Below are 17580 nucleotides of genomic sequence, written 5' to 3' on the forward strand. Positions count from 1 at the left end.
CTTCATTGCAAGCGGTTGCGCAAAGCGGCAACCACGTTGAAGGTTTGACTGCGCACCCGATTGTTCGGGTCGTTGAGGGTCAGGCTCAGGCGCACACTGCGGATGCGCGCCGGATCACTGGGGTTGGCGCTGTAAGTCGAAGCGGCCACATCCGTCGCGGAACTGGCCAGACCGAACATCACCGTGAACGCACTGACATTGTTCACCAGCACCTGCTGCGCAGGATTACCGCTGCCGGTGCCCATGAGAATCTGATTGTTGCTGAAGCTGTAGATCAGGCGCCGGATCGGGAACGCGATCTGCCCGCTCGCCGGGGAGCGCAAGCCGGTATAGGCCGTCGCATTGTTGCGGCAATCGGAAATCACCGTCCAGGTCGGGGTGCCCCCGCCGCTGCCGACATCGGCAGTGACCAGCGTCAGTTTCAGGTTGGCATTATCCCAACTGATCGGCATGACCTGCGCAGCGTTAAAGTCACCCGCGGAGCTCGAATCGAGGATAGTGCCCAGACAGCCGAACATCCCGACCATGCGAATTTCCTGAATCATTTTGCTCAACACGAACCGCGCGTCTTCCTGCATCGCGGCGGCGCTGTTCTGGCTGACATAAGTATTTTTCGCCGCGATGAAAATCTGCACCACGCCCAGCACCACAATCAGTCCCAGTGCCAGGGCAACGAGCATCTCGATCAGACCAAAACCACGCTGACGACGCCTCATGGTGTAGCCACCGGATCGACTGCGGCGCGGCTGGTCAGGACAAAACTGCGTTGAGCGCTGGCGGTGTTGGCGGCTCGCGCATCGCTCCAGTTGATCGTGATGGTGTAAACCCGCTGATTGACGGTGATACTGCCGGTCGCCGTCGGTCCGCCGAAATTGATGATATTGGTCGAAAAATCGTAGAGGTCCTGATCGCGGGCAACGCTGAGATTGCCCGCGGCCGGCGGCGTGACGGTGTAGTCGGCGCCGGAGTTGGCGCGGATGCGGTCCATCATGTCGTAGGCAATGAAACTGGCCTGACTGGTCATCCGTGAGCTGTCGGTGTATTTCAGCGCATTCAGTTGCACCGCCGCCGCACCCAGCAGCCCGACCGTCAGAATCAGCAACGCGACCAGTACTTCGATCAGCGTCATGCCCTGCTGTGCTTGTGTACTCCCTGCCCTCATCCGCAAGTTCCACCCAATTGAATTCGTCCGTTCAAACACACGTTCAGCGTCCTGCTTTGCGTTCCCAGCGTGTAACTGATGACCACCGCCGTCGACGGTGCTGCCAGACCGCCGAGGTTGTTGAAATCCAGTGCGGTCACTCCAGAGGGTAGCGTCAGAGTCGCGCCGCTGCTCATCGCGGGAACAACCCGCAACACATTGGCCGGATTGCCAGTACTGTCGTAGACCGCCAGTTCCCCGTTCCATACGCTGCCGCCAGCGGTCGGGCGCAGGCGCAGAGTGGTGCCACGGTTGATCGCTTCGAGCCTGGCGAAATTGATCGCCCGTTGCAGGTCACCCATTTCGGTATCAGCCTTGCTGCCCTGTACCGAACGGGTGAACGCCGGCACTGCCAGGGTGATCAGAACCACGAAGATCGCGATCGCAACCAACAACTCGATCAGCGTGAAACCTTTTGTACGAAGATCCATCGATGCCCTCCGTTGCCGTCGGCTATACCTGCTTCTACACGCTAGAACATTCAACCGGCCCGCGTCGGTTGATTTGCCCTGCCCGGCGCACGGACCGCGCCGCACATCACACGCCACGGAGGGCGTTTTCATGCCGCAACAGGGTTTCAGCCTGATAGAACTGCTTATGGGACTGGCGATTGGCGCAATTGTTCTGCTGCTGGTCAGTCCGGCATTTGCCACGCTCAGGGAATCGAACCAGCGTGATCAGGCCGCGCAATCGCTGCTCGACGGCATTCGCAACGCGCGAACGCTGGCGATCACGCGCAATCAGAGCGTAGTGATTCACGGCATCAACGGCGACTGGAGCCAAGGCTGGCGGATCATTCTGGATATCAGCGGCACCGGGCCAAAAGACAGCAGTAATCCGCTGCTGGTGGAGCACGCAAGCGAGGCGAAGGTGCCGGTGGTCGGCAATTGGCTGGTGAGTCGTTACATCAGATTCAGCAGTCTGGGGCAGCCACTGATGCCCGGACGGGCGTTTCAGGCAGGGACATTACATGTCTGCTCGGCTCGCGAGCCGGTCAGTCAGCGCCAGATAGTACTGGCGGCGACCGGTCGCGTGCGCCTGAACAGTCAAGAGACTGAGCAGGCGCTGTGTCAAAAAACCGAAAACGTCAGATCGAACGTACGCGCAGCTCTTTAGGCATCGAGAACGTGATGTTCTCTTCGCGCCCGGCCAGCTCATCGGCGCCGGTTGCGCCCCAGGCCTGCAATTGCTGAATCACGCCGCGCACCAGCACTTCCGGCGCAGAGGCACCGGCGGTGATGCCAATACGTTCAACGCCATCGAACCAGCTCTTCTGCAGGTCTTCGGCGCCGTCGATCAGATAGGCCGGTGTGGCCATGCGTTCGGCAAGCTCACGCAGACGGTTGGAGTTGGAGCTGTTCGGGCTGCCGACCACCAGCACCACGTCGCACTCGTCGGCCAATTGCTTGACCGCGTCCTGGCGGTTTTGCGTGGCGTAGCAGATGTCGTCTTTGCGCGGGCCACCGATGGCCGGGAAGCGCGTACGCAGCGCATCGATGACGCGACTGGTGTCGTCCATCGACAGCGTCGTCTGGGTGACGAAAGCCAGTTTGTCCGGGTTATGCACCTGCAATTCAGCGACGTCTTTCTCGTCTTCGACGAGGTAGATCGCGCCGCCATTGCTGGCGTCGTACTGGCCCATGGTGCCTTCGACTTCCGGGTGACCGGCGTGACCGATCAGGATGCACTCGCGACCGTCGCGGCTGTATTTCGCCACTTCGATGTGCACCTTCGTCACCAGTGGGCACGTGGCGTCGAATACTTTCAGGCCACGGCCGGCGGCTTCGGTACGCACGGCCTGGGATACGCCGTGAGCACTGAAAATCACGATGACGTCGTCCGGCACCTGATCCAGCTCTTCGACAAAGATCGCCCCGCGGCTGCGGAGGTCTTCAACGACGAACTTGTTGTGCACCACTTCATGACGCACGTAGATCGGTGGCCCGAAGACTTCCAGGGCGCGGTTGACGATTTCGATCGCCCGGTCCACACCGGCGCAGAAGCCACGGGGGTTGGCGAGTTTGATTTGCATGCTGTGCCTCGTGTCTTGCGCGCAAGAAATAGCGAAAACAGTGGAAAACATTGTGGGAGCGAGCCTGCTCGCGAAAGCTGACTGACAGTCAACATCGATGTCGCCTGAAACACCGCTTTCGCGAGCAGGTCGAATCGTCGCACCGTCGCTCCCACATTTTTACAGCGCTTTGACGGAAATGATTTCCACGTCAAAGGTCAGCGTCTTGCCCGATAGCGGGTGATTGAAGTCGATGGTCACTTGCGCGTCATCGAACTCTTTCACCACGCCCGGCAGCTCAGTATTGGCCGCATCGTTGAAGATCACCAGCAAACCCGGCGACAACTCCATATCGACGAACTGCGAACGCGGAATGATCTGCACGTTCTGCGGGTTCGGCTGGCCGAAGGCGTTTTCCGGCTCGACGGTCAGCGTACGCTTGTCGCCGGCCTTGAAGCCGAACAGCGCCGCTTCGAAACCCGGCAGCAGGTTGCCGTCGCCGACCTTGAAGGTCGCCGGGGCTTTGTCGAAAGTACTGTCGACGGTGTCGCCGTTCTCCAGGCGCAATGCAAAGTGCAAAGTGACTTCCGTGTTCTGGCCGATGCGTTGCTCAGCCAATACCTGTTCAGTCATGAACGGCTTCTCCGGTCTTTTTACTTTTGAACATATCCAGTGCCAGCATCACCGCGCCAACGGTAATGGCGCTGTCGGCGAAGTTGAACGCCGGGAAGTACCAGCGGTTCTGCCAGTGCACCAGAATGAAGTCGATCACATGGCCCAGGGCAATGCGGTCATACAGATTGCCCAGTGCACCGCCCAGCACCAGTGCCAGAGCGACAGCCAGCCAGGTGTCATTGCGGCCCAGGCGTTTGAGCCAGACCACCAGCACCGCACTGACCACAATCGCGATCAGGGCGAACAACCAGCGCTGCCAGCCGGAGCTGTCAGCCAGGAAACTGAAGGCAGCGCCGGTGTTGTAAGCGAGGGTCCAGCTGAAGTAATCGGGAATGATCACGATCTGCTGGAACATTTCGAGCTTGCCTTCGAAGTAGAACTTGCTGGCCTGGTCGATGACCAGAACCAGCAAACTCAACCAGAGCCAGCTCAACCGTCCGAAACGGCCAACGGCATTAGGCATAGTGACGAACCTCGCCAGCGCCGCTGATGTTGTCGACGCAACGGCCGCAGATTTCCGGATGCTCCGGGTTCACGCCAACGTCTTCACGGCAGTGCCAGCAACGGGCGCACTTCGGGAAGGCCGATTTAACGATCTTCAGCTTCAGGCCGCTGACTTCAGTCACTACCGCATCAGCCGGAGCCTGAACGAACGGCGCAACGCTGGCAGTCGAAGTGATCAGGACAAAGCGCAGTTCGTTGCTCAGTTTGGCCAGATCGGCGCTCAGCGCGTCTTCGGCGTATAGCGTCACTTCGGCTTGCAGGTTGCCACCAACCGCTTTCGCTGCGCGCTGGATTTCCATTTCTTTGTTGACCGCTACTTTGACCGCCATCACGCGCTCCCAGTAGTCGCGGCCCAGTTCAACGTCAGCCGGCAGTTCGGTCAGACCTTCGTACCAGGTATTGAGCATGACCGACTCGTTACGCTCGCCCGGCAGGTATTCCCACAACTCGTCGGCGGTGAAGGCGAGGATCGGCGCGATCCAGCGCACCAGCGCTTCGGAGATGTGGAACAGCGCGGTTTGCGCCGAACGGCGGGCCTTGCTGTTGGCGCCAGTGGTGTACTGACGGTCCTTGATGATATCGAGGTAGAAACCACCCAGCTCCTGCACGCAGAAGTTGTGGATCTTCGAGTAGACGTTCCAGAAACGGTATTCGCCGTAGTGCTCTTGCAACTCGCGTTGCAGCAGCAAGGTGCGGTCGACCGCCCAACGATCCAGCGCGAGCATTTCTTCAGCCGGCAGGATGTCGGTGGCCGGGTTGAAACCGCTCAGGTTCGAGAGCAGGAAACGCGCGGTGTTACGGATACGACGATAGGCGTCCGCACTGCGCGTCAGGATCTGATCCGATACCGCGATCTCACCCGAATAATCTGTCGAAGCGACCCATAGACGCATGATGTCAGCGCCCAATGTGTCGTTGATCTTTTTCGGCTCGATCACGTTTTTCAGCGACTTCGACATCTTGCGACCAGACTCATCAACGGTAAAACCGTGAGTCAGCAGTTCGCGGTACGGCGCGTGGTTGTCGATGGCGCAACCGGTCAGCAACGACGAGTGGAACCAGCCACGGTGTTGGTCGGAACCTTCCAGGTACAGATCGGCACGCGGGCCGCTTTCGTGACCCATCGGGTGCGAACCGCGCAGGACGTGCCAGTGCGTGGTACCCGAATCGAACCAGACGTCGAGGGTGTCACTGATCTTGTCGTACAGCGGCGCTTCGTCGCCGAGCAACTCGGCAGCGTCCATCTTGAACCAGGCTTCGATGCCTTCGACTTCAACGCGCTTGGCGACTTCTTCCATCAGCTCGACGGTGCGTGGGTGCAGCTCGCCGCTTTCCTTGTTGAGGAAGAACGGGATCGGCACGCCCCAGTTGCGCTGACGCGAGATGCACCAGTCCGGACGGTTGGCGATCATCGAGTGCAGACGCGCCTGGCCCCAGGCCGGGACGAACTTGGTGTCTTCAATGGCTTTGAGCGAGCGCACACGCAGGGTGTCGCCGCTGGTTGGCTCTTTGTCCATGCCGATGAACCACTGCGCGGTGGCGCGGTAGATCAGCGGAGTCTTGTGGCGCCAGCAGTGCATGTAGCTGTGTTCGATGACGGTGGTGTGCATCAGCGCACCGACTTCGGTCAGCTTGTCGACGATGGCCGGGTTGGCCTTCCAGATGAACTGGCCGCCGAAGAATTCCAGCGACGGCACGTACACGCCGTTGCTCTGCACTGGATTAAGAATGTCGTCGTTGACCATGCCGTACTTCTTGCAGGTCACGAAGTCGTCCACGCCGTAAGCCGGAGCGGAGTGAACCACGCCGGTGCCAGCGCCCAGTTCAACGTAGTCAGCCAGGTACACCGGCGACAGACGGTCATAGAACGGGTGACGGAAGTTGATCAGCTCCAGCTCTTTACCAGTGGTGGTCGCGATGACCGAACCTTCCAGGCTGTAGCGAGCCAGGCACGCTTCGACCAGCTCTTCAGCCAGCACCAGCAGCTTGTCGCCGACATCAACCAGCGCGTAGTTGAATTCCGGATGCACGTTCAGCGCCTGGTTGGCCGGGATGGTCCACGGGGTGGTGGTCCAGATCACGATCGAGGCCGGTTTGCCCAGCGACGGCAGACCGAACGCAGCAGCCAGTTTGGCTTCGTCAGCGATCGGGAAGGCCACGTCGATGGTCGAGGACTTTTTGGTCTCGTACTCGACTTCCGCTTCAGCCAGGGCCGAACCGCAGTCGAAGCACCAGTTCACCGGCTTGAGGCCCTTGAACACGAAACCGCCCTTGACGATTTCAGCCAAGGCACGGATTTCACCGGCCTCGTTCTTGAAATCCATGGTCTTGTACGGGTTGGCCCAATCGCCCAGCACGCCGAGACGGATGAATTCGGACTTCTGCCCTTCGATCTGCTCGGTGGCGTAGGCACGGCACAGCTCGCGGGTCTTGTCCGCGCCCAGGTTCTTGCCGTGGGTCACTTCAACCTTGTGCTCGATCGGCAGGCCGTGGCAGTCCCAACCCGGAACATAAGGCGCGTCGAAACCCGACAGGGTCTTCGAGCGGATGATCATGTCCTTGAGAATCTTGTTCAGTGCGTGACCGATGTGGATCGTGCCGTTGGCATACGGAGGGCCGTCGTGCAAAACGAACTTCGGACGATCCTTGCCAATCTCGCGCAACTTTCCGTACAGGCCAATACTGTCCCAGCGCTGCAGGATCTGCGGTTCGCGCTGTGGCAGGCCGGCCTTCATTGGGAAGGCGGTGTCCGGAAGGTTTAGCGTGGCTTTATAGTCGGTCATTTAAGGCTCTTCATTAGCGATGGGCGCTAGGTGCGGCTAGTGCACGGGCGGTGGCGACATCCGCATTGATCGCCGTTTTCAATGCCTCCAGGGAGGCGAAGCGCTGCTCTTCACGCAGCTTTTGGTGGAAAACCACCGTCAAACGCCGGTCATACAGATCGCCGGCAAAATCTAGAAGATGGACTTCAAGGTGGGCCTTGCCATCACCTTGCACCGTGGGCCGCACGCCGATATTGGCGACGCCGGGCCAGGTCTTGCCGTCGATATCGACATCCACCAGATACACCCCGGTGAACGGTACGCGACGACGCTTGAGTTGAATATTGGCAGTGGGCGTACCCAGTTGCCGGGCCAGCTTCTGGCCGTGCAGCACGCGACCGGCAATGCGGTACGGGCGGCCGAGCAAACGTTCGGCCAAGGCAAAATCGGCGGCGGCCAACGCGTTGCGCACTTGTGTGCTGCTGACGCGAATGCCGTCCAGCTCGACGGTTTGTGCCGCTTCAACGGTGAAACCGTGCATCTGCCCGGCCTGCAGCAGGAAGTCGAAATCGCCGAGGCGGTCGCAACCGAAACGGAAATCGTCACCAACCTCAAGATGCTGCACGCCAAGACCATCAACCAGGATAGTGTCGACGAACTCACTGGCGCTGAGTTTGCTCAAGCGCTGGTTGAACGCCAGACACAGCACCCGGTCGACGCCTTCGGCGGCCAGCAGTTGCAGCTTGTCGCGCAACCGGGCCAGACGCGCCGGCGCGGTCTCGGGGGCAAAGAACTCTCGTGGCTGCGGTTCGAAAATCACCACGCAGCTGGGTACGCCCAACTCGAGCGCACGCTCACGCAGTCGGGCCAGGATAGCCTGGTGACCACGGTGAACACCGTCAAAGTTGCCAATAGTGGCGACGCAGCCCCGATGCTGGGGGCGCAAGTTGTGGAGGCCTCGAACCAGCTGCATAACGCGCTTCTTGCTCATAAAGTGGTCGATTATAACCACACCCGACGGCCGACGACAGGCAACACCGTAACGCAAAGTGAACGAGCCGACAAAACTGCCGGCCCGCGCCTGTTTATAAAGGGTAAAACCTTAGCTCAAGGCCTTGCGATTGAAGTCACGCAAGCGGAAACCCAACAGCAGCAACATACCGAAATAGGACACCACGCCCGCCGCGACCAATGCGCCCAGACGCAGGAAACGCTCAAGCATGTGCCCTTGATCCCACGCCGGCATGAAATGCATGCCAAGCAGCAACACTGCCGACATCACCACCACCGCGATCACCAGTTTGAAACCGAACTTGGCCCAACCCGGCTGCGGCTGATACATCTGTTGCTTGCGCAATTGATAGAACAGCAACCCGGCGTTAAGGCAGGCGCCAGCACTGATCGCCAAAGCCAGACCGGCATGAGCCAACGGGCCGATCAACATCAAGTTGAACAACTGCGTGCACACCAGAGTGAAAATTGCGATTTTTACCGGCGTACGGATGTTCTGTTGCGCATAGAAGCCCGGTGCCAACACCTTGATCACGATAATCCCCAGCAGACCGACAGAATAAGCAATCAGCGCACGCTGGGTCATTTCGGCATCGAAACCGCTGAACTGACCGTACTGGAACAGTGAAACGGTCAACGGCTCGGCAAGAATCCCCAGCGCCAGCGCACAGGGCAGCACCAGTACAAAGCACAGACGCAGGCCCCAATCGAGGATTCGCGAGTATTCGTGGCGATCCTTGCTGGCGTAGGTTTTGGCCAGCGTCGGCAGCAGAATCGTGCCCAATGCCACGCCGAGCACGCCGGATGGCAACTCCATCAAGCGGTCGGCGTAATACATCCACGACACCGAGCCTGCGACCAGAAACGAGGCGAAGATGGTGTTGATGATCAGCGAGATCTGGCTGACCGACACGCCGAGAATCGCCGGCAGCATCTGCTTCATTACGCGCCAGACGCCGGTATCGCGCAGGTTCAGGCGCGGCAGTACCAGCATGCCGATCTTTTTCAGGTGCGGCAGCTGATAGAGCAACTGCGCCAGTCCACCGACCAGTACTGCCCAGCCTAGCGCCATCACCGGCGGATCGAAGTACGGCGTGAGGAACAGCGAAAACACGATCATGCTGACGTTGAGCAGCGTCGGCACGAAGGCCGGCACCGAGAAACGGTTCCAGGTATTGAGAATCGCGCCCGCCAGTGAGGACAGGGAGATCAGCAATATATAGGGGAACGTCACCCGCAACAGATCGGAGGTGAGCTGGAATTTTTCCGGCGTATCGGTAAAACCCGGGGCCGTCGCCCAGATCACCCAAGGCGCAGCGATCATGCCCAGCGCCGTCACTACCGCCAATACCAGCGTCAGCAGACCCGACACATAGGCAATAAAGGTTCGGGTCGCCTCTTCACCCTTCTGGCTTTTGTATTCAGCGAGAATCGGCACAAATGCCTGAGAGAACGCGCCTTCAGCGAAGATACGCCGCAACAGATTGGGCAGTTTGAAGGCAATAAAGAAGGCATCCGTCGCCATCCCGGCGCCGAATGTACGGGCAATCAGCGTGTCACGAACAAAGCCCAGAATCCGGGAAAGCATCGTGATAGAGCTGACGGCGGCCAACGATTTGAGCAGATTCATTGAGGGAATTTGTGCCTGTCGATAAACAGCAGGCGAACAAAGCGCCTACTTGTGCGATACTCCGCGCCGCAGCAGCACAGAGCCAAAGCTCGCGAGTTTACAGGTCAAGCGCCGGAAATAAATATCCCGCCTCTTTATACCTACCACTTAGCGGAACGTTTCAAGTGCCCTTGACAAGACTTCAACTCATCGGCATGATTCGCGGCCTATTTTGTTTGCTATTTCCTAAAAAGTCTTTCGAGGAGCTCGACGGTGGCCAACTCACCTTCCGCCAAAAAACGTGCAAAACAGGCTGAGAAGCGTCGCAGCCACAACGCCAGCCTGCGTTCCATGGTTCGCACCTACATCAAGAATGTAGTTAAAGCCATCGACGCAAAAGACGCTGAAAAAGCTCAAGCTGCATACGTTCTGGCTGTGCCAGTTATCGACCGTATGGCCGATAAAGGCATCATCCACAAGAACAAGGCTGCTCGTCATAAGAGCCGCCTGAATGGCCACGTCAAAGCGCTGAAAGAAGCTGCTTAATCCGACGTAGTCATTAAAAAACCGACCTTAGGGTCGGTTTTTTATTGCCTGTGATTTAACAAATGCACAGCAAAAAAATGCGGGAGCGAGCCTGCTCGCGAATTCGATCTGCCTGTTGATACTTCTATCGACTGACACGACCTCTGCGCTCGCAGGCTCGCTCCCACATTTAGATTTGCGGCGTTATTGCTGGACGGGCACCCATGGCAAGATCGGGATCGCGGTCACGGCATTCTGCGGACTACCCTCAATCAAGCGATCGCTGTAGACCAGATACACCAGCGTATTACGCTTCTTGTCGAGGAAACGCACCACCTGCATGGTCTTGAACACCAGCGAAGTGCGCTCCTTGAACACCTCGTCGCCATCCTTCAGATCACCCTTGAACTTGATCGGCCCCACCTGACGACAGGCGATCGACGCTTCGGCGCGATCCTCAGCCAGACCCAGACCCCCCTTCACACCGCCAGTCTTGGCACGCGACAGGTAGCAGGTCACCCCTTCAACTTTCGGATCATCGAAAGCTTCAACCACAATCCGGTCGTTCGGGCCGACAAACTTGAACACCGTCGACACCTGACCGATTTCCTCGGCCGAGACCAGCAATGGCATTGCCATCAGCAAGCCCAACAATCCTTTCGCTAAACGCATCGAGTTTTCCTTAAACCAGAATCAGGTTGTCACGGTGAACCAGCTCAGGCTCTGCCATGTAACCGAGCAAACCGACAATCGCATCCGACGACTGACCGATGATTTTTTGTGCTTCCAGCGCGCTGTAGTTAGCCAGGCCACGAGCAATCTCGCGACCATCGGGCGCCACGCAGACGACCATCTCGCCGCGTCGGAAGCTGCCCTGCACCAACTTCACACCGACGGGCAGCAAGCTTTTGTTGCCCTTGGACAACGCCGACACCGCACCCTCGTCCAGCACCAAGGTGCCACGAGTTTGCAGATGCCCAGCCAGCCATTGCTTACGCGCCGCAAGCATGCCGCGCTCAGGCGACAGCAACGTGCCGATGCGCTCACCCGCCTTCAGACGATCGAGCACGCGCTCAAGACGCCCACCAACAATAATGGTGTGCGCACCGGAACGCGCAGCCAGACGCGCCGCTCGCAACTTGGTCTGCATACCGCCACGCCCCAGCGCACCACCCGTGCCGCCCGCTACCGCATCAAGGCCCGGATCATCAGCGCGCGCCTCGTAGATCAACTGCGCTTCAGGATTGTTACGCGGATCAGCGTCGAACATGCCATCGCGATCGGTCAGAATCACCAGCAGATCCGCCTCGACCAGGTTAGCCACCAGCGCCGCCAGCGTATCGTTGTCACCGAAACGGATTTCGTCGGTGACCACGGTGTCGTTTTCGTTGATCACCGGGATGACTTTCAGCTCGACCAGTGCACGCAGAGTGCTGCGGGCATTGAGGTAGCGCTTGCGGTCGGACAGGTCGTCGTGAGTCAGCAGAATCTGCGCCGTGTGCCGACCATGCTCGGCGAAGCTTGATTCCCACGCCTGCACCAAGCCCATCTGACCGATAGCCGCAGCCGCCTGAAGCTCATGCATCGCACTGGGTCGTGCGGTCCAGCCCAAACGACTCATGCCGGCGGCCACTGCCCCGGAGGACACCAGCACCAACTCGACACCAGCCTCATGCAAGGCCACCATCTGTTCGACCCAGACACTCATTGCCGCGCGATCGAGCCCCTTGCCATCAGCTGTCAGCAAAGCGCTGCCGATCTTCACGACCCAACGCTGCGCACCTGTCACCTTGCTCCGCATCATCTTCAACCTTAGCTTGAGGGCAGCGCGACCCAGCGCCACCCATGACGTTATTTGTGACTTGCGATTTCCAGATACTAAAACGCCGCTCGATTGAGCGGCGCTTAAGTTTACTGCAACGAATCAGTCACGCACGTAAATGATTTCCGGACCGTCTTCGTCATCGACATCTTCTTCGTCCCAATCATCGTCACCGATGTCATGAACCGACTTCACGCCGCTGCGACGCAGGGCACGCTTGTCATCCAGCGCCTGCAGTTGCGCGCGGGCTTCGTCTTCGATGCGCTGATCGAGATCAGCCAGCTCTTCCTTGTAAGCCGGATCATTGGCCAGGCGATCGGCGCGATCTTCCATGTAACGCATGATGTCGTGGCACAGACGCTCGGTACCGATCTTGGCGATGGCCGAGATCACGTAGACCGGGCCAGTCCACTCCAGGCGATCAACGATTTCCTTGACGCGCTCATCGTGCTCTTCTTCAAGGATCTGGTCGCACTTGTTCAGCACCAGCCAGCGATCACGCTCAGCCAGGGACGGGCTGAACTTGATCAGCTCGTTGACGATCACTTCAGCCGCATCCGGCGCACTGCTGTCATCCAGCGGCGCCATATCGACGAGATGCAGCAACAGACGGGTACGCGCCAAGTGCTTGAGGAAGCGAATACCCAGACCAGCACCGTCGGAAGCGCCTTCGATCAGACCCGGAATGTCGGCGACTACGAAGCTCTTCCAGCGATCGACGCTGACCACACCGAGGTTCGGCACCAGCGTGGTGAACGGGTAATCGGCAACTTTCGGCTTGGCGGCCGAAACGGAACGGATGAAGGTACTTTTACCGGCGTTCGGCAAGCCCAGCAGACCGACGTCAGCCAGTACTTTCATTTCCAGCTTCAGGTCGCGCTGCTCACCCGGCTTGCCCGGCGTGGTTTGACGCGGCGCGCGGTTGGTACTGGATTTGAAACGGGTGTTGCCCAGACCGTGCCAGCCGCCCTGCACCACCATCAGCTTCTGGCCAGCCTTGGTCAGGTCGCCGATCACTTCCTGGGTAGCGGAGTCGATCACCGTGGTGCCGACCGGCACACGCAGGATCAGGTCTTCGCCCTTCTTGCCGGTGCAGTCGGTGCTGCCGCCATTGGAGCCACGCTCGGCATCGAAGTGCCGGGTGTAACGGTAGTCGACCAGGGTGTTGAGGTTTTCGTCAGCCATCATGTAGATGGAACCGCCGTCACCGCCATCACCGCCGTTAGGACCACCGTTTTCGATGAATTTTTCCCGACGGAAACTCATGGCGCCATTGCCGCCATCACCAGCCTTTACGCGAATCGATACTTCATCAACAAACTTCATAACCAACGCCTCTCGCCGTACGGACGAGCCGAAAAACAATCAAGACATAAGACTCTTGCAAAAATGAGCGCAGCGACCCCAAAACACGACATGTATCGCACGCCGACAGCCCATACAAACAGTTTTGCAAGAGACTCACCCCACAAACGAAAAAGCCCCGTCGCGAGACAGGGCTTTTCCAGCGATCGCGCAATTAAGCTGCGACAACGCTCACGTAACGGCGGTTGAACGCGCCTTTTACTTCAAACTTGATCACGCCTTCGATTTTCGCGAAGAGAGTGTGATCCTTACCCATGCCAACGCCGTAGCCAGCGTGGAATTGGGTGCCGCGCTGACGCACGATGATGTTGCCCGGAATGATTTTCTGGCCGCCATACATCTTAACGCCAAGGCGTTTGGCTTCTGAGTCGCGACCGTTACGGGTACTACCACCAGCTTTTTTGTGTGCCATGAGTCAATTCTCCTAGTGAGGAATTAGGCTGAAATTAAGCCTGAATACCGGTGATTTTGATCTCGGTGTACCACTGGCGGTGGCCCATACGCTTCATGTGGTGCTTACGGCGACGGAACTTGATGATGCGGACTTTATCGTGACGACCTTGGGAGATCACTTCAGCCACAACGGTAGCGCCAGCAACAACTGGAGCGCCGATATTCACGTCGTCGCCATTGGCAACCAACAGAACGCGATCAAAGGTAACGGATTCGCCGGTAGCGATTTCCAGTTTTTCGATCTTCAGGTATTCACCTGGGGCGACTTTGTACTGCTTGCCGCCAGTAACGATTACTGCATAAGACATGGTATTTCTCCGATAATCCTGCTCACCCAGCTCTTTATAGGAAGAGGTATTGGCTGGCATGGCTGCATAGGGCTGGAAGGCCCGTTGCAATTGCGTAAGGCAGGTGCTGCCCAGGAAGTTCAGGGTGCGCGATTGTACGCAAGGCGCGGCAGGCTTGCAAGTAGCCGTCCATCGCGCCTTGACAGGTCTGGACGGGGGTCCTAGCATGCCGCGCAACCCTTCTGGAGCGACTCTCGCTGATGCAACCCCAAGCTTTCTACCGCGCGGTGGCGGACGATTTTAGCGCCGTCGACGGCATCATCAAGAAGCAGCTGACTTCCCGAGTACCGCTGGTATCGAAAATCGGCGATTACATCACCTCGGCCGGCGGCAAACGTCTGCGTCCTTTATTAGTGTTGCTCTGTGGCAAGGCCCTGGGTCGCGAAGGCGACGATATGCGCCTGTTGGCCGCCACCATCGAATTCCTGCACACCGCCACTCTGCTGCATGACGACGTGGTCGACATGTCCGGCATGCGCCGTGGCCGCTCGACCGCCAACGCCATGTGGGGCAACGCCCCGAGCGTGCTGGTCGGCGACTTCCTGTACTCGCGCTCGTTCGAAATGATGGTCGAACTGGGCTCGATGCCGGTGATGAAGATCCTGTCCCAGGCCACGCGCATCATCGCCGAAGGCGAAGTGCTGCAACTGTCCAAGGTTCGCGACGCCAGCACCACCGAAGAAACCTACATGGAAGTCATCCGCGGCAAGACCGCGATGCTCTTTGAAGCCTCGACCCACAGTGCCGCCGCGCTGGCCGGCGCTACCGCCGAACAGAGCGAAGCCCTGCGCACCTTCGGTGATCACCTGGGTGTCGCATTCCAACTGGTCGACGACCTGCTCGACTACAAGGGCGACGCGGAAACCCTGGGCAAGAACGTCGGTGACGATCTGGCCGAAGGCAAACCGACCCTGCCGCTGATCTACACCATGCGCGAAGGTACGCCGGAACAGGCTGCACTGGTGCGTCAGGCGATCCAGAAAGGCGGGATCGAAGACCTGGAAAGCATCCGCATTGCCGTGGAAGCTTCCGGTTCGCTGGAGTACACCGCGCAACTGGCCCGTGATTACGTGGCCCGCGCGATCAAGTGCCTTGAGGCGCTGCCAGCCAGCGAATATCGCGATGCGCTGGTGGAACTGAGTGAGTTTGCGGTCGCCCGTACGCACTGATATCGCTGAAGCAAGATCAAAAGATCGCAGCCTTCGGCAGCTCCTACAGGGGTTGTCGGGGCTGCGATTTTTGCTTTTGACTGCCTGAAAAGCTAAAACCCTATACAATGTGCGACTTTTAGCGATCCCTACCCAAGGAGCCTTAGTGAGCACGTTGCCACCCTGCCCGAAATGCAATTCCGAATACACCTACGAAGACGGTACCCAACTGGTGTGCCCGGAGTGCGCCCACGAGTGGTCCGCCAGTGGCGAAGCCGAAGTGGCCTCCGATGATGCCGTGAAGAAAGATTCGGTCGGCAATGTCCTGCAAGACGGCGACACCATCACCGTGATCAAGGACCTCAAGGTCAAGGGCACCTCGCTGGTGGTCAAGGTCGGCACCAAGGTCAAGAACATCCGCCTGTGCGATGGCGACCACGACATCGACTGCAAGATCGACGGCATCGGCCCGATGAAACTCAAATCCGAGTTCGTCAGAAAGGTCTGATTCCGCTGTCGTCCATCCCGCGCCAGCCGTGGGATGGAGCTTCGCCCTCCCCCGCTTCCCCCCCGGTAAAACCACGCAATAGCCAAACGCCAGCCGTTTTGACCTTACGCAATCTTTACCCGGAAAAGCTCAGAATCCGCCAATAGACGCTTGCTATTTGACGAATAAGAATTATTCTCATTGAAACCTTTCAAGGAGACGAGAACCATGACTTATCTGATCGATGCCTGGCTGGACCGCCCGCACCCTTACCTCAGAATCCTCCATCGGGAAACCGGTGAAGTCTGTGCGGTGCTTGAAGAAGAAGCCTTGCATGAGCTGCAAGATCAAGGGGATCTGGACGTCAGCAGCCTGAATTCCAGCGAGCCGCTGGTGCTCAAGGAACTGGTACGCAATCTGTTCCTGTTCTGCTACGCCCGGGCCTTGCGCCCGACCAGTGAATTGCATCACAAGATAGAACTATGAGCAGCAATACAAAACCTGTGGGAGCGAGCTTGCTCGCGAAGGCTTCAACTCGAATCTCAAGTTAGATCCAGTCGCCTGCATTCGCGAGCAGGCTCGCTCCCACAAAGGTCTTACAGAACGTCCAGCAGCTCGACGTCGAATACCAGAACGCTGTGCGGCGGGATGCTGCCAACGCCTTGAGCGCCGTAAGCCAGTTCGCTCGGCACGTACAGACGCCATTTGCTGCCGGCGTTCATCAGTTGCAGGGCTTCGGTCCAGCCAGCGATCACGCCGCCAACCGGGAATTCTGCAGGCTGGCCGCGCTCGTAAGAGCTGTCGAACACAGTGCCGTCGATCAGTGTGCCGTGGTAGTGAGTACGCACTTGATCTTCACGGGTCGGCTTGGCGCCTTCGCCCTGAGTCAGCACTTCGAATTGCAGGCCGGAAGCCAGAGTGGTGATGCCGTCACGCTTGGCGTTTTCAGCGAGGAAGGCCAAGCCTTCGCCAGCAGCGGCTTCAGCTTTGGCAGCCGCTTCGGCTTGCATGATTTCGCGGATCACCTTGAAGCTGGCGGACATTTCTTCCTGGCCAACACGGCTTTCCTTACCGGCGAACGCGTCGGTCAGGCCAGCCAGGATCGCATCCAGGCTAACGCCCGGTGGCGGGTTGTCGCGCAACTGGTCACCCAACTGACGGCCGATGCCGTAGCTGACGCGGGTTTCGTCGGTGGACAGATTTACTTCGGACATGACACTGCTCCGCTGTGCGGACGGCCACAAGACTTGCCGTGCGTGCACAGCGCGTCCCGGCGCGCCCGGAACCAAAAGGGCGAGCAGACTAGCACAGATGTTCCGGCGATGGCGCGCAACGCCTACAGGGCAGAACGCCAGGCAAGCGGCACTTTCAGGCTTTCCTCGCCACTGGCGCCCAGACCGCACATTTCATCATGTACCGAGGTGTGTACAAGGTTGAATGGCAGCCGCGGAAAGGCATGCAGCAAATCCCGCGCGTGCTCAACCGAGCGCAGCGTCAGCATATTGCCCTTGAGATCACTCAACGGATACGCAGCGCCATGCATCCGCGCTTCTAGCAGATAAATCCCGCCTTCCATGGAAATCAGATTCAGCTCATCAACCTTCTTGGCGATGGCAAACGCATTCAACTCTTGCAGATTCATGAACGCACCTCACAACGT

Annotated in this window: 21 protein-coding genes; 5 read left to right on the plus strand and 16 right to left on the minus strand. The window is 58.8% G+C overall.

The window, feature by feature from the left end; translation table 11 throughout:
* Window positions 1-2: 2 nt before the first annotated feature.
* The 3 genes from ACRRSD_RS11030 to ACRRSD_RS11040 are packed head-to-tail and all read right to left on the minus strand — an operon-like array spanning window position 3 to window position 1632.
* Window positions 3-716 carry a PilW family protein gene (locus ACRRSD_RS11030; RefSeq protein ID WP_435038075.1) on the minus strand — a complete coding sequence of 238 codons (714 nt, stop codon included), beginning with the start codon at window positions 714-716 and terminating at the stop codon, window positions 3-5.
* A complete protein-coding gene (gene pilV, locus ACRRSD_RS11035) occupies window positions 713-1162 on the minus strand; it encodes a type IV pilus modification protein PilV (protein WP_435038076.1) in 450 nt (149 codons plus the stop codon). Before pilV ends, ACRRSD_RS11030 begins: the two co-directional genes overlap by 4 nt.
* Window positions 1159-1632, minus strand: coding sequence for a GspH/FimT family pseudopilin (locus ACRRSD_RS11040; protein WP_435038077.1), 474 nt, complete (start codon window positions 1630-1632; stop codon window positions 1159-1161). The genes pilV and ACRRSD_RS11040 overlap by 4 nt, the downstream gene beginning before the upstream one ends.
* 130 nt (window positions 1633-1762) lie before the next feature.
* Between ACRRSD_RS11040 and ACRRSD_RS11045 the strand changes: the two genes are divergently transcribed.
* On the plus strand, window positions 1763-2317 hold the full coding sequence (locus tag ACRRSD_RS11045; protein ID WP_435038078.1) for a GspH/FimT family pseudopilin: 555 nt from the start codon (window positions 1763-1765) through the stop codon (window positions 2315-2317).
* Here the strand turns inward: ACRRSD_RS11045 and ispH are convergent.
* From ispH to murJ, 6 genes are all read right to left on the minus strand, one after another.
* Window positions 2289-3233: a 4-hydroxy-3-methylbut-2-enyl diphosphate reductase gene (gene ispH / locus ACRRSD_RS11050; protein WP_007959549.1), complete on the minus strand. Its 945-nt coding sequence runs from the start codon at window positions 3231-3233 to the stop codon at window positions 2289-2291. The two genes, ACRRSD_RS11045 and ispH, sit on opposite strands and share 29 nt — an antisense overlap.
* Before the next feature lie 159 nt (window positions 3234-3392).
* Window positions 3393-3830: an FKBP-type peptidyl-prolyl cis-trans isomerase gene (gene fkpB / locus ACRRSD_RS11055; protein ID WP_180988114.1), complete on the minus strand. Its 438-nt coding sequence runs from the start codon at window positions 3828-3830 to the stop codon at window positions 3393-3395.
* Window positions 3831-3837: 7 nt separating this feature from the next.
* Window positions 3838-4350, minus strand: coding sequence for a signal peptidase II (gene lspA / locus ACRRSD_RS11060; protein ID WP_007963824.1), 513 nt, complete (start codon window positions 4348-4350; stop codon window positions 3838-3840).
* Window positions 4343-7174: an isoleucine--tRNA ligase gene (ileS, locus tag ACRRSD_RS11065; RefSeq protein ID WP_038361705.1), complete on the minus strand. Its 2832-nt coding sequence runs from the start codon at window positions 7172-7174 to the stop codon at window positions 4343-4345. Before ileS ends, lspA begins: the two co-directional genes overlap by 8 nt.
* 13 nt (window positions 7175-7187) lie before the next feature.
* Window positions 7188-8126 (minus strand): bifunctional riboflavin kinase/FAD synthetase, encoded by a 939-nt coding sequence (ribF, locus tag ACRRSD_RS11070; RefSeq protein WP_008078544.1) that lies wholly within the window; start codon window positions 8124-8126, stop codon window positions 7188-7190.
* Between the two features lie 129 nt (window positions 8127-8255).
* On the minus strand, window positions 8256-9794 hold the full coding sequence (gene murJ / locus ACRRSD_RS11075) for a murein biosynthesis integral membrane protein MurJ (protein WP_435038079.1): 1539 nt from the start codon (window positions 9792-9794) through the stop codon (window positions 8256-8258).
* Between the two features lie 252 nt (window positions 9795-10046).
* Here murJ and rpsT point away from each other — a divergent pair, with 252 nt between their 5' ends.
* Window positions 10047-10319, plus strand: coding sequence for a 30S ribosomal protein S20 (gene rpsT / locus ACRRSD_RS11080; protein ID WP_003228351.1), 273 nt, complete (start codon window positions 10047-10049; stop codon window positions 10317-10319).
* Between the two features lie 183 nt (window positions 10320-10502).
* Here the strand turns inward: rpsT and ACRRSD_RS11085 are convergent, their stop codons facing one another.
* The 5 genes from ACRRSD_RS11085 to rplU form a co-directional block, all read right to left on the minus strand.
* On the minus strand, window positions 10503-10970 hold the full coding sequence (locus ACRRSD_RS11085) for a CreA family protein (protein WP_186614015.1): 468 nt from the start codon (window positions 10968-10970) through the stop codon (window positions 10503-10505).
* A 10-nt stretch (window positions 10971-10980) separates the two neighbouring features.
* Window positions 10981-12099: a glutamate 5-kinase gene (gene proB, locus ACRRSD_RS11090; protein ID WP_435038080.1), complete on the minus strand. Its 1119-nt coding sequence runs from the start codon at window positions 12097-12099 to the stop codon at window positions 10981-10983.
* A 123-nt stretch (window positions 12100-12222) separates the two neighbouring features.
* Entirely contained in the window at window positions 12223-13446 is a 1224-nt protein-coding gene (cgtA, locus tag ACRRSD_RS11095) for an Obg family GTPase CgtA (RefSeq protein WP_095189331.1), read from the minus strand.
* Between the two features lie 193 nt (window positions 13447-13639).
* Window positions 13640-13897, minus strand: a complete 258-nt coding sequence (gene rpmA, locus ACRRSD_RS11100; RefSeq protein WP_003176049.1) for a 50S ribosomal protein L27 — start codon at window positions 13895-13897, stop codon at window positions 13640-13642.
* 34 nt (window positions 13898-13931) lie between these two features.
* The gene (gene rplU / locus ACRRSD_RS11105) at window positions 13932-14246 is read right to left on the minus strand and encodes a 50S ribosomal protein L21 (protein ID WP_003176051.1); all 315 of its coding nucleotides are present in this window, start codon (window positions 14244-14246) and stop codon (window positions 13932-13934) included.
* 239 nt (window positions 14247-14485) lie between these two features.
* On the opposite strand from rplU, the gene ACRRSD_RS11110 reads away from it, so the two are divergent.
* The 3 genes from ACRRSD_RS11110 (at window position 14486) to ACRRSD_RS11120 (ending at window position 16406) form a co-directional block, all read left to right on the plus strand.
* The gene (locus tag ACRRSD_RS11110; RefSeq protein WP_007909817.1) at window positions 14486-15454 is read left to right on the plus strand and encodes a polyprenyl synthetase family protein; all 969 of its coding nucleotides are present in this window, start codon (window positions 14486-14488) and stop codon (window positions 15452-15454) included.
* A gap of 145 nt (window positions 15455-15599) precedes the next feature.
* Window positions 15600-15941, plus strand: coding sequence for a zinc ribbon domain-containing protein YjdM (locus tag ACRRSD_RS11115; RefSeq protein ID WP_016986200.1), 342 nt, complete (start codon window positions 15600-15602; stop codon window positions 15939-15941).
* 207 nt (window positions 15942-16148) lie between these two features.
* Window positions 16149-16406, plus strand: coding sequence for a PA4570 family protein (locus tag ACRRSD_RS11120; protein WP_034153845.1), 258 nt, complete (start codon window positions 16149-16151; stop codon window positions 16404-16406).
* A 110-nt stretch (window positions 16407-16516) separates the two neighbouring features.
* Here the strand turns inward: ACRRSD_RS11120 and ACRRSD_RS11125 are convergent, their stop codons facing one another.
* Both ACRRSD_RS11125 and ACRRSD_RS11130 read right to left on the minus strand, forming a co-directional pair.
* Window positions 16517-17134, minus strand: a complete 618-nt coding sequence (locus tag ACRRSD_RS11125) for an FKBP-type peptidyl-prolyl cis-trans isomerase (RefSeq protein ID WP_008078561.1) — start codon at window positions 17132-17134, stop codon at window positions 16517-16519.
* 122 nt (window positions 17135-17256) lie between these two features.
* On the minus strand, window positions 17257-17562 hold the full coding sequence (locus tag ACRRSD_RS11130; RefSeq protein ID WP_435038081.1) for a DUF6482 family protein: 306 nt from the start codon (window positions 17560-17562) through the stop codon (window positions 17257-17259).
* Window positions 17563-17580: the final 18 nt, after the last annotated feature.

The sequence above is a fragment of the Pseudomonas neuropathica genome (assembly GCF_051174785.1).
GTDB classification, from domain to species: domain Bacteria; phylum Pseudomonadota; class Gammaproteobacteria; order Pseudomonadales; family Pseudomonadaceae; genus Aquipseudomonas; species Aquipseudomonas neuropathica_A.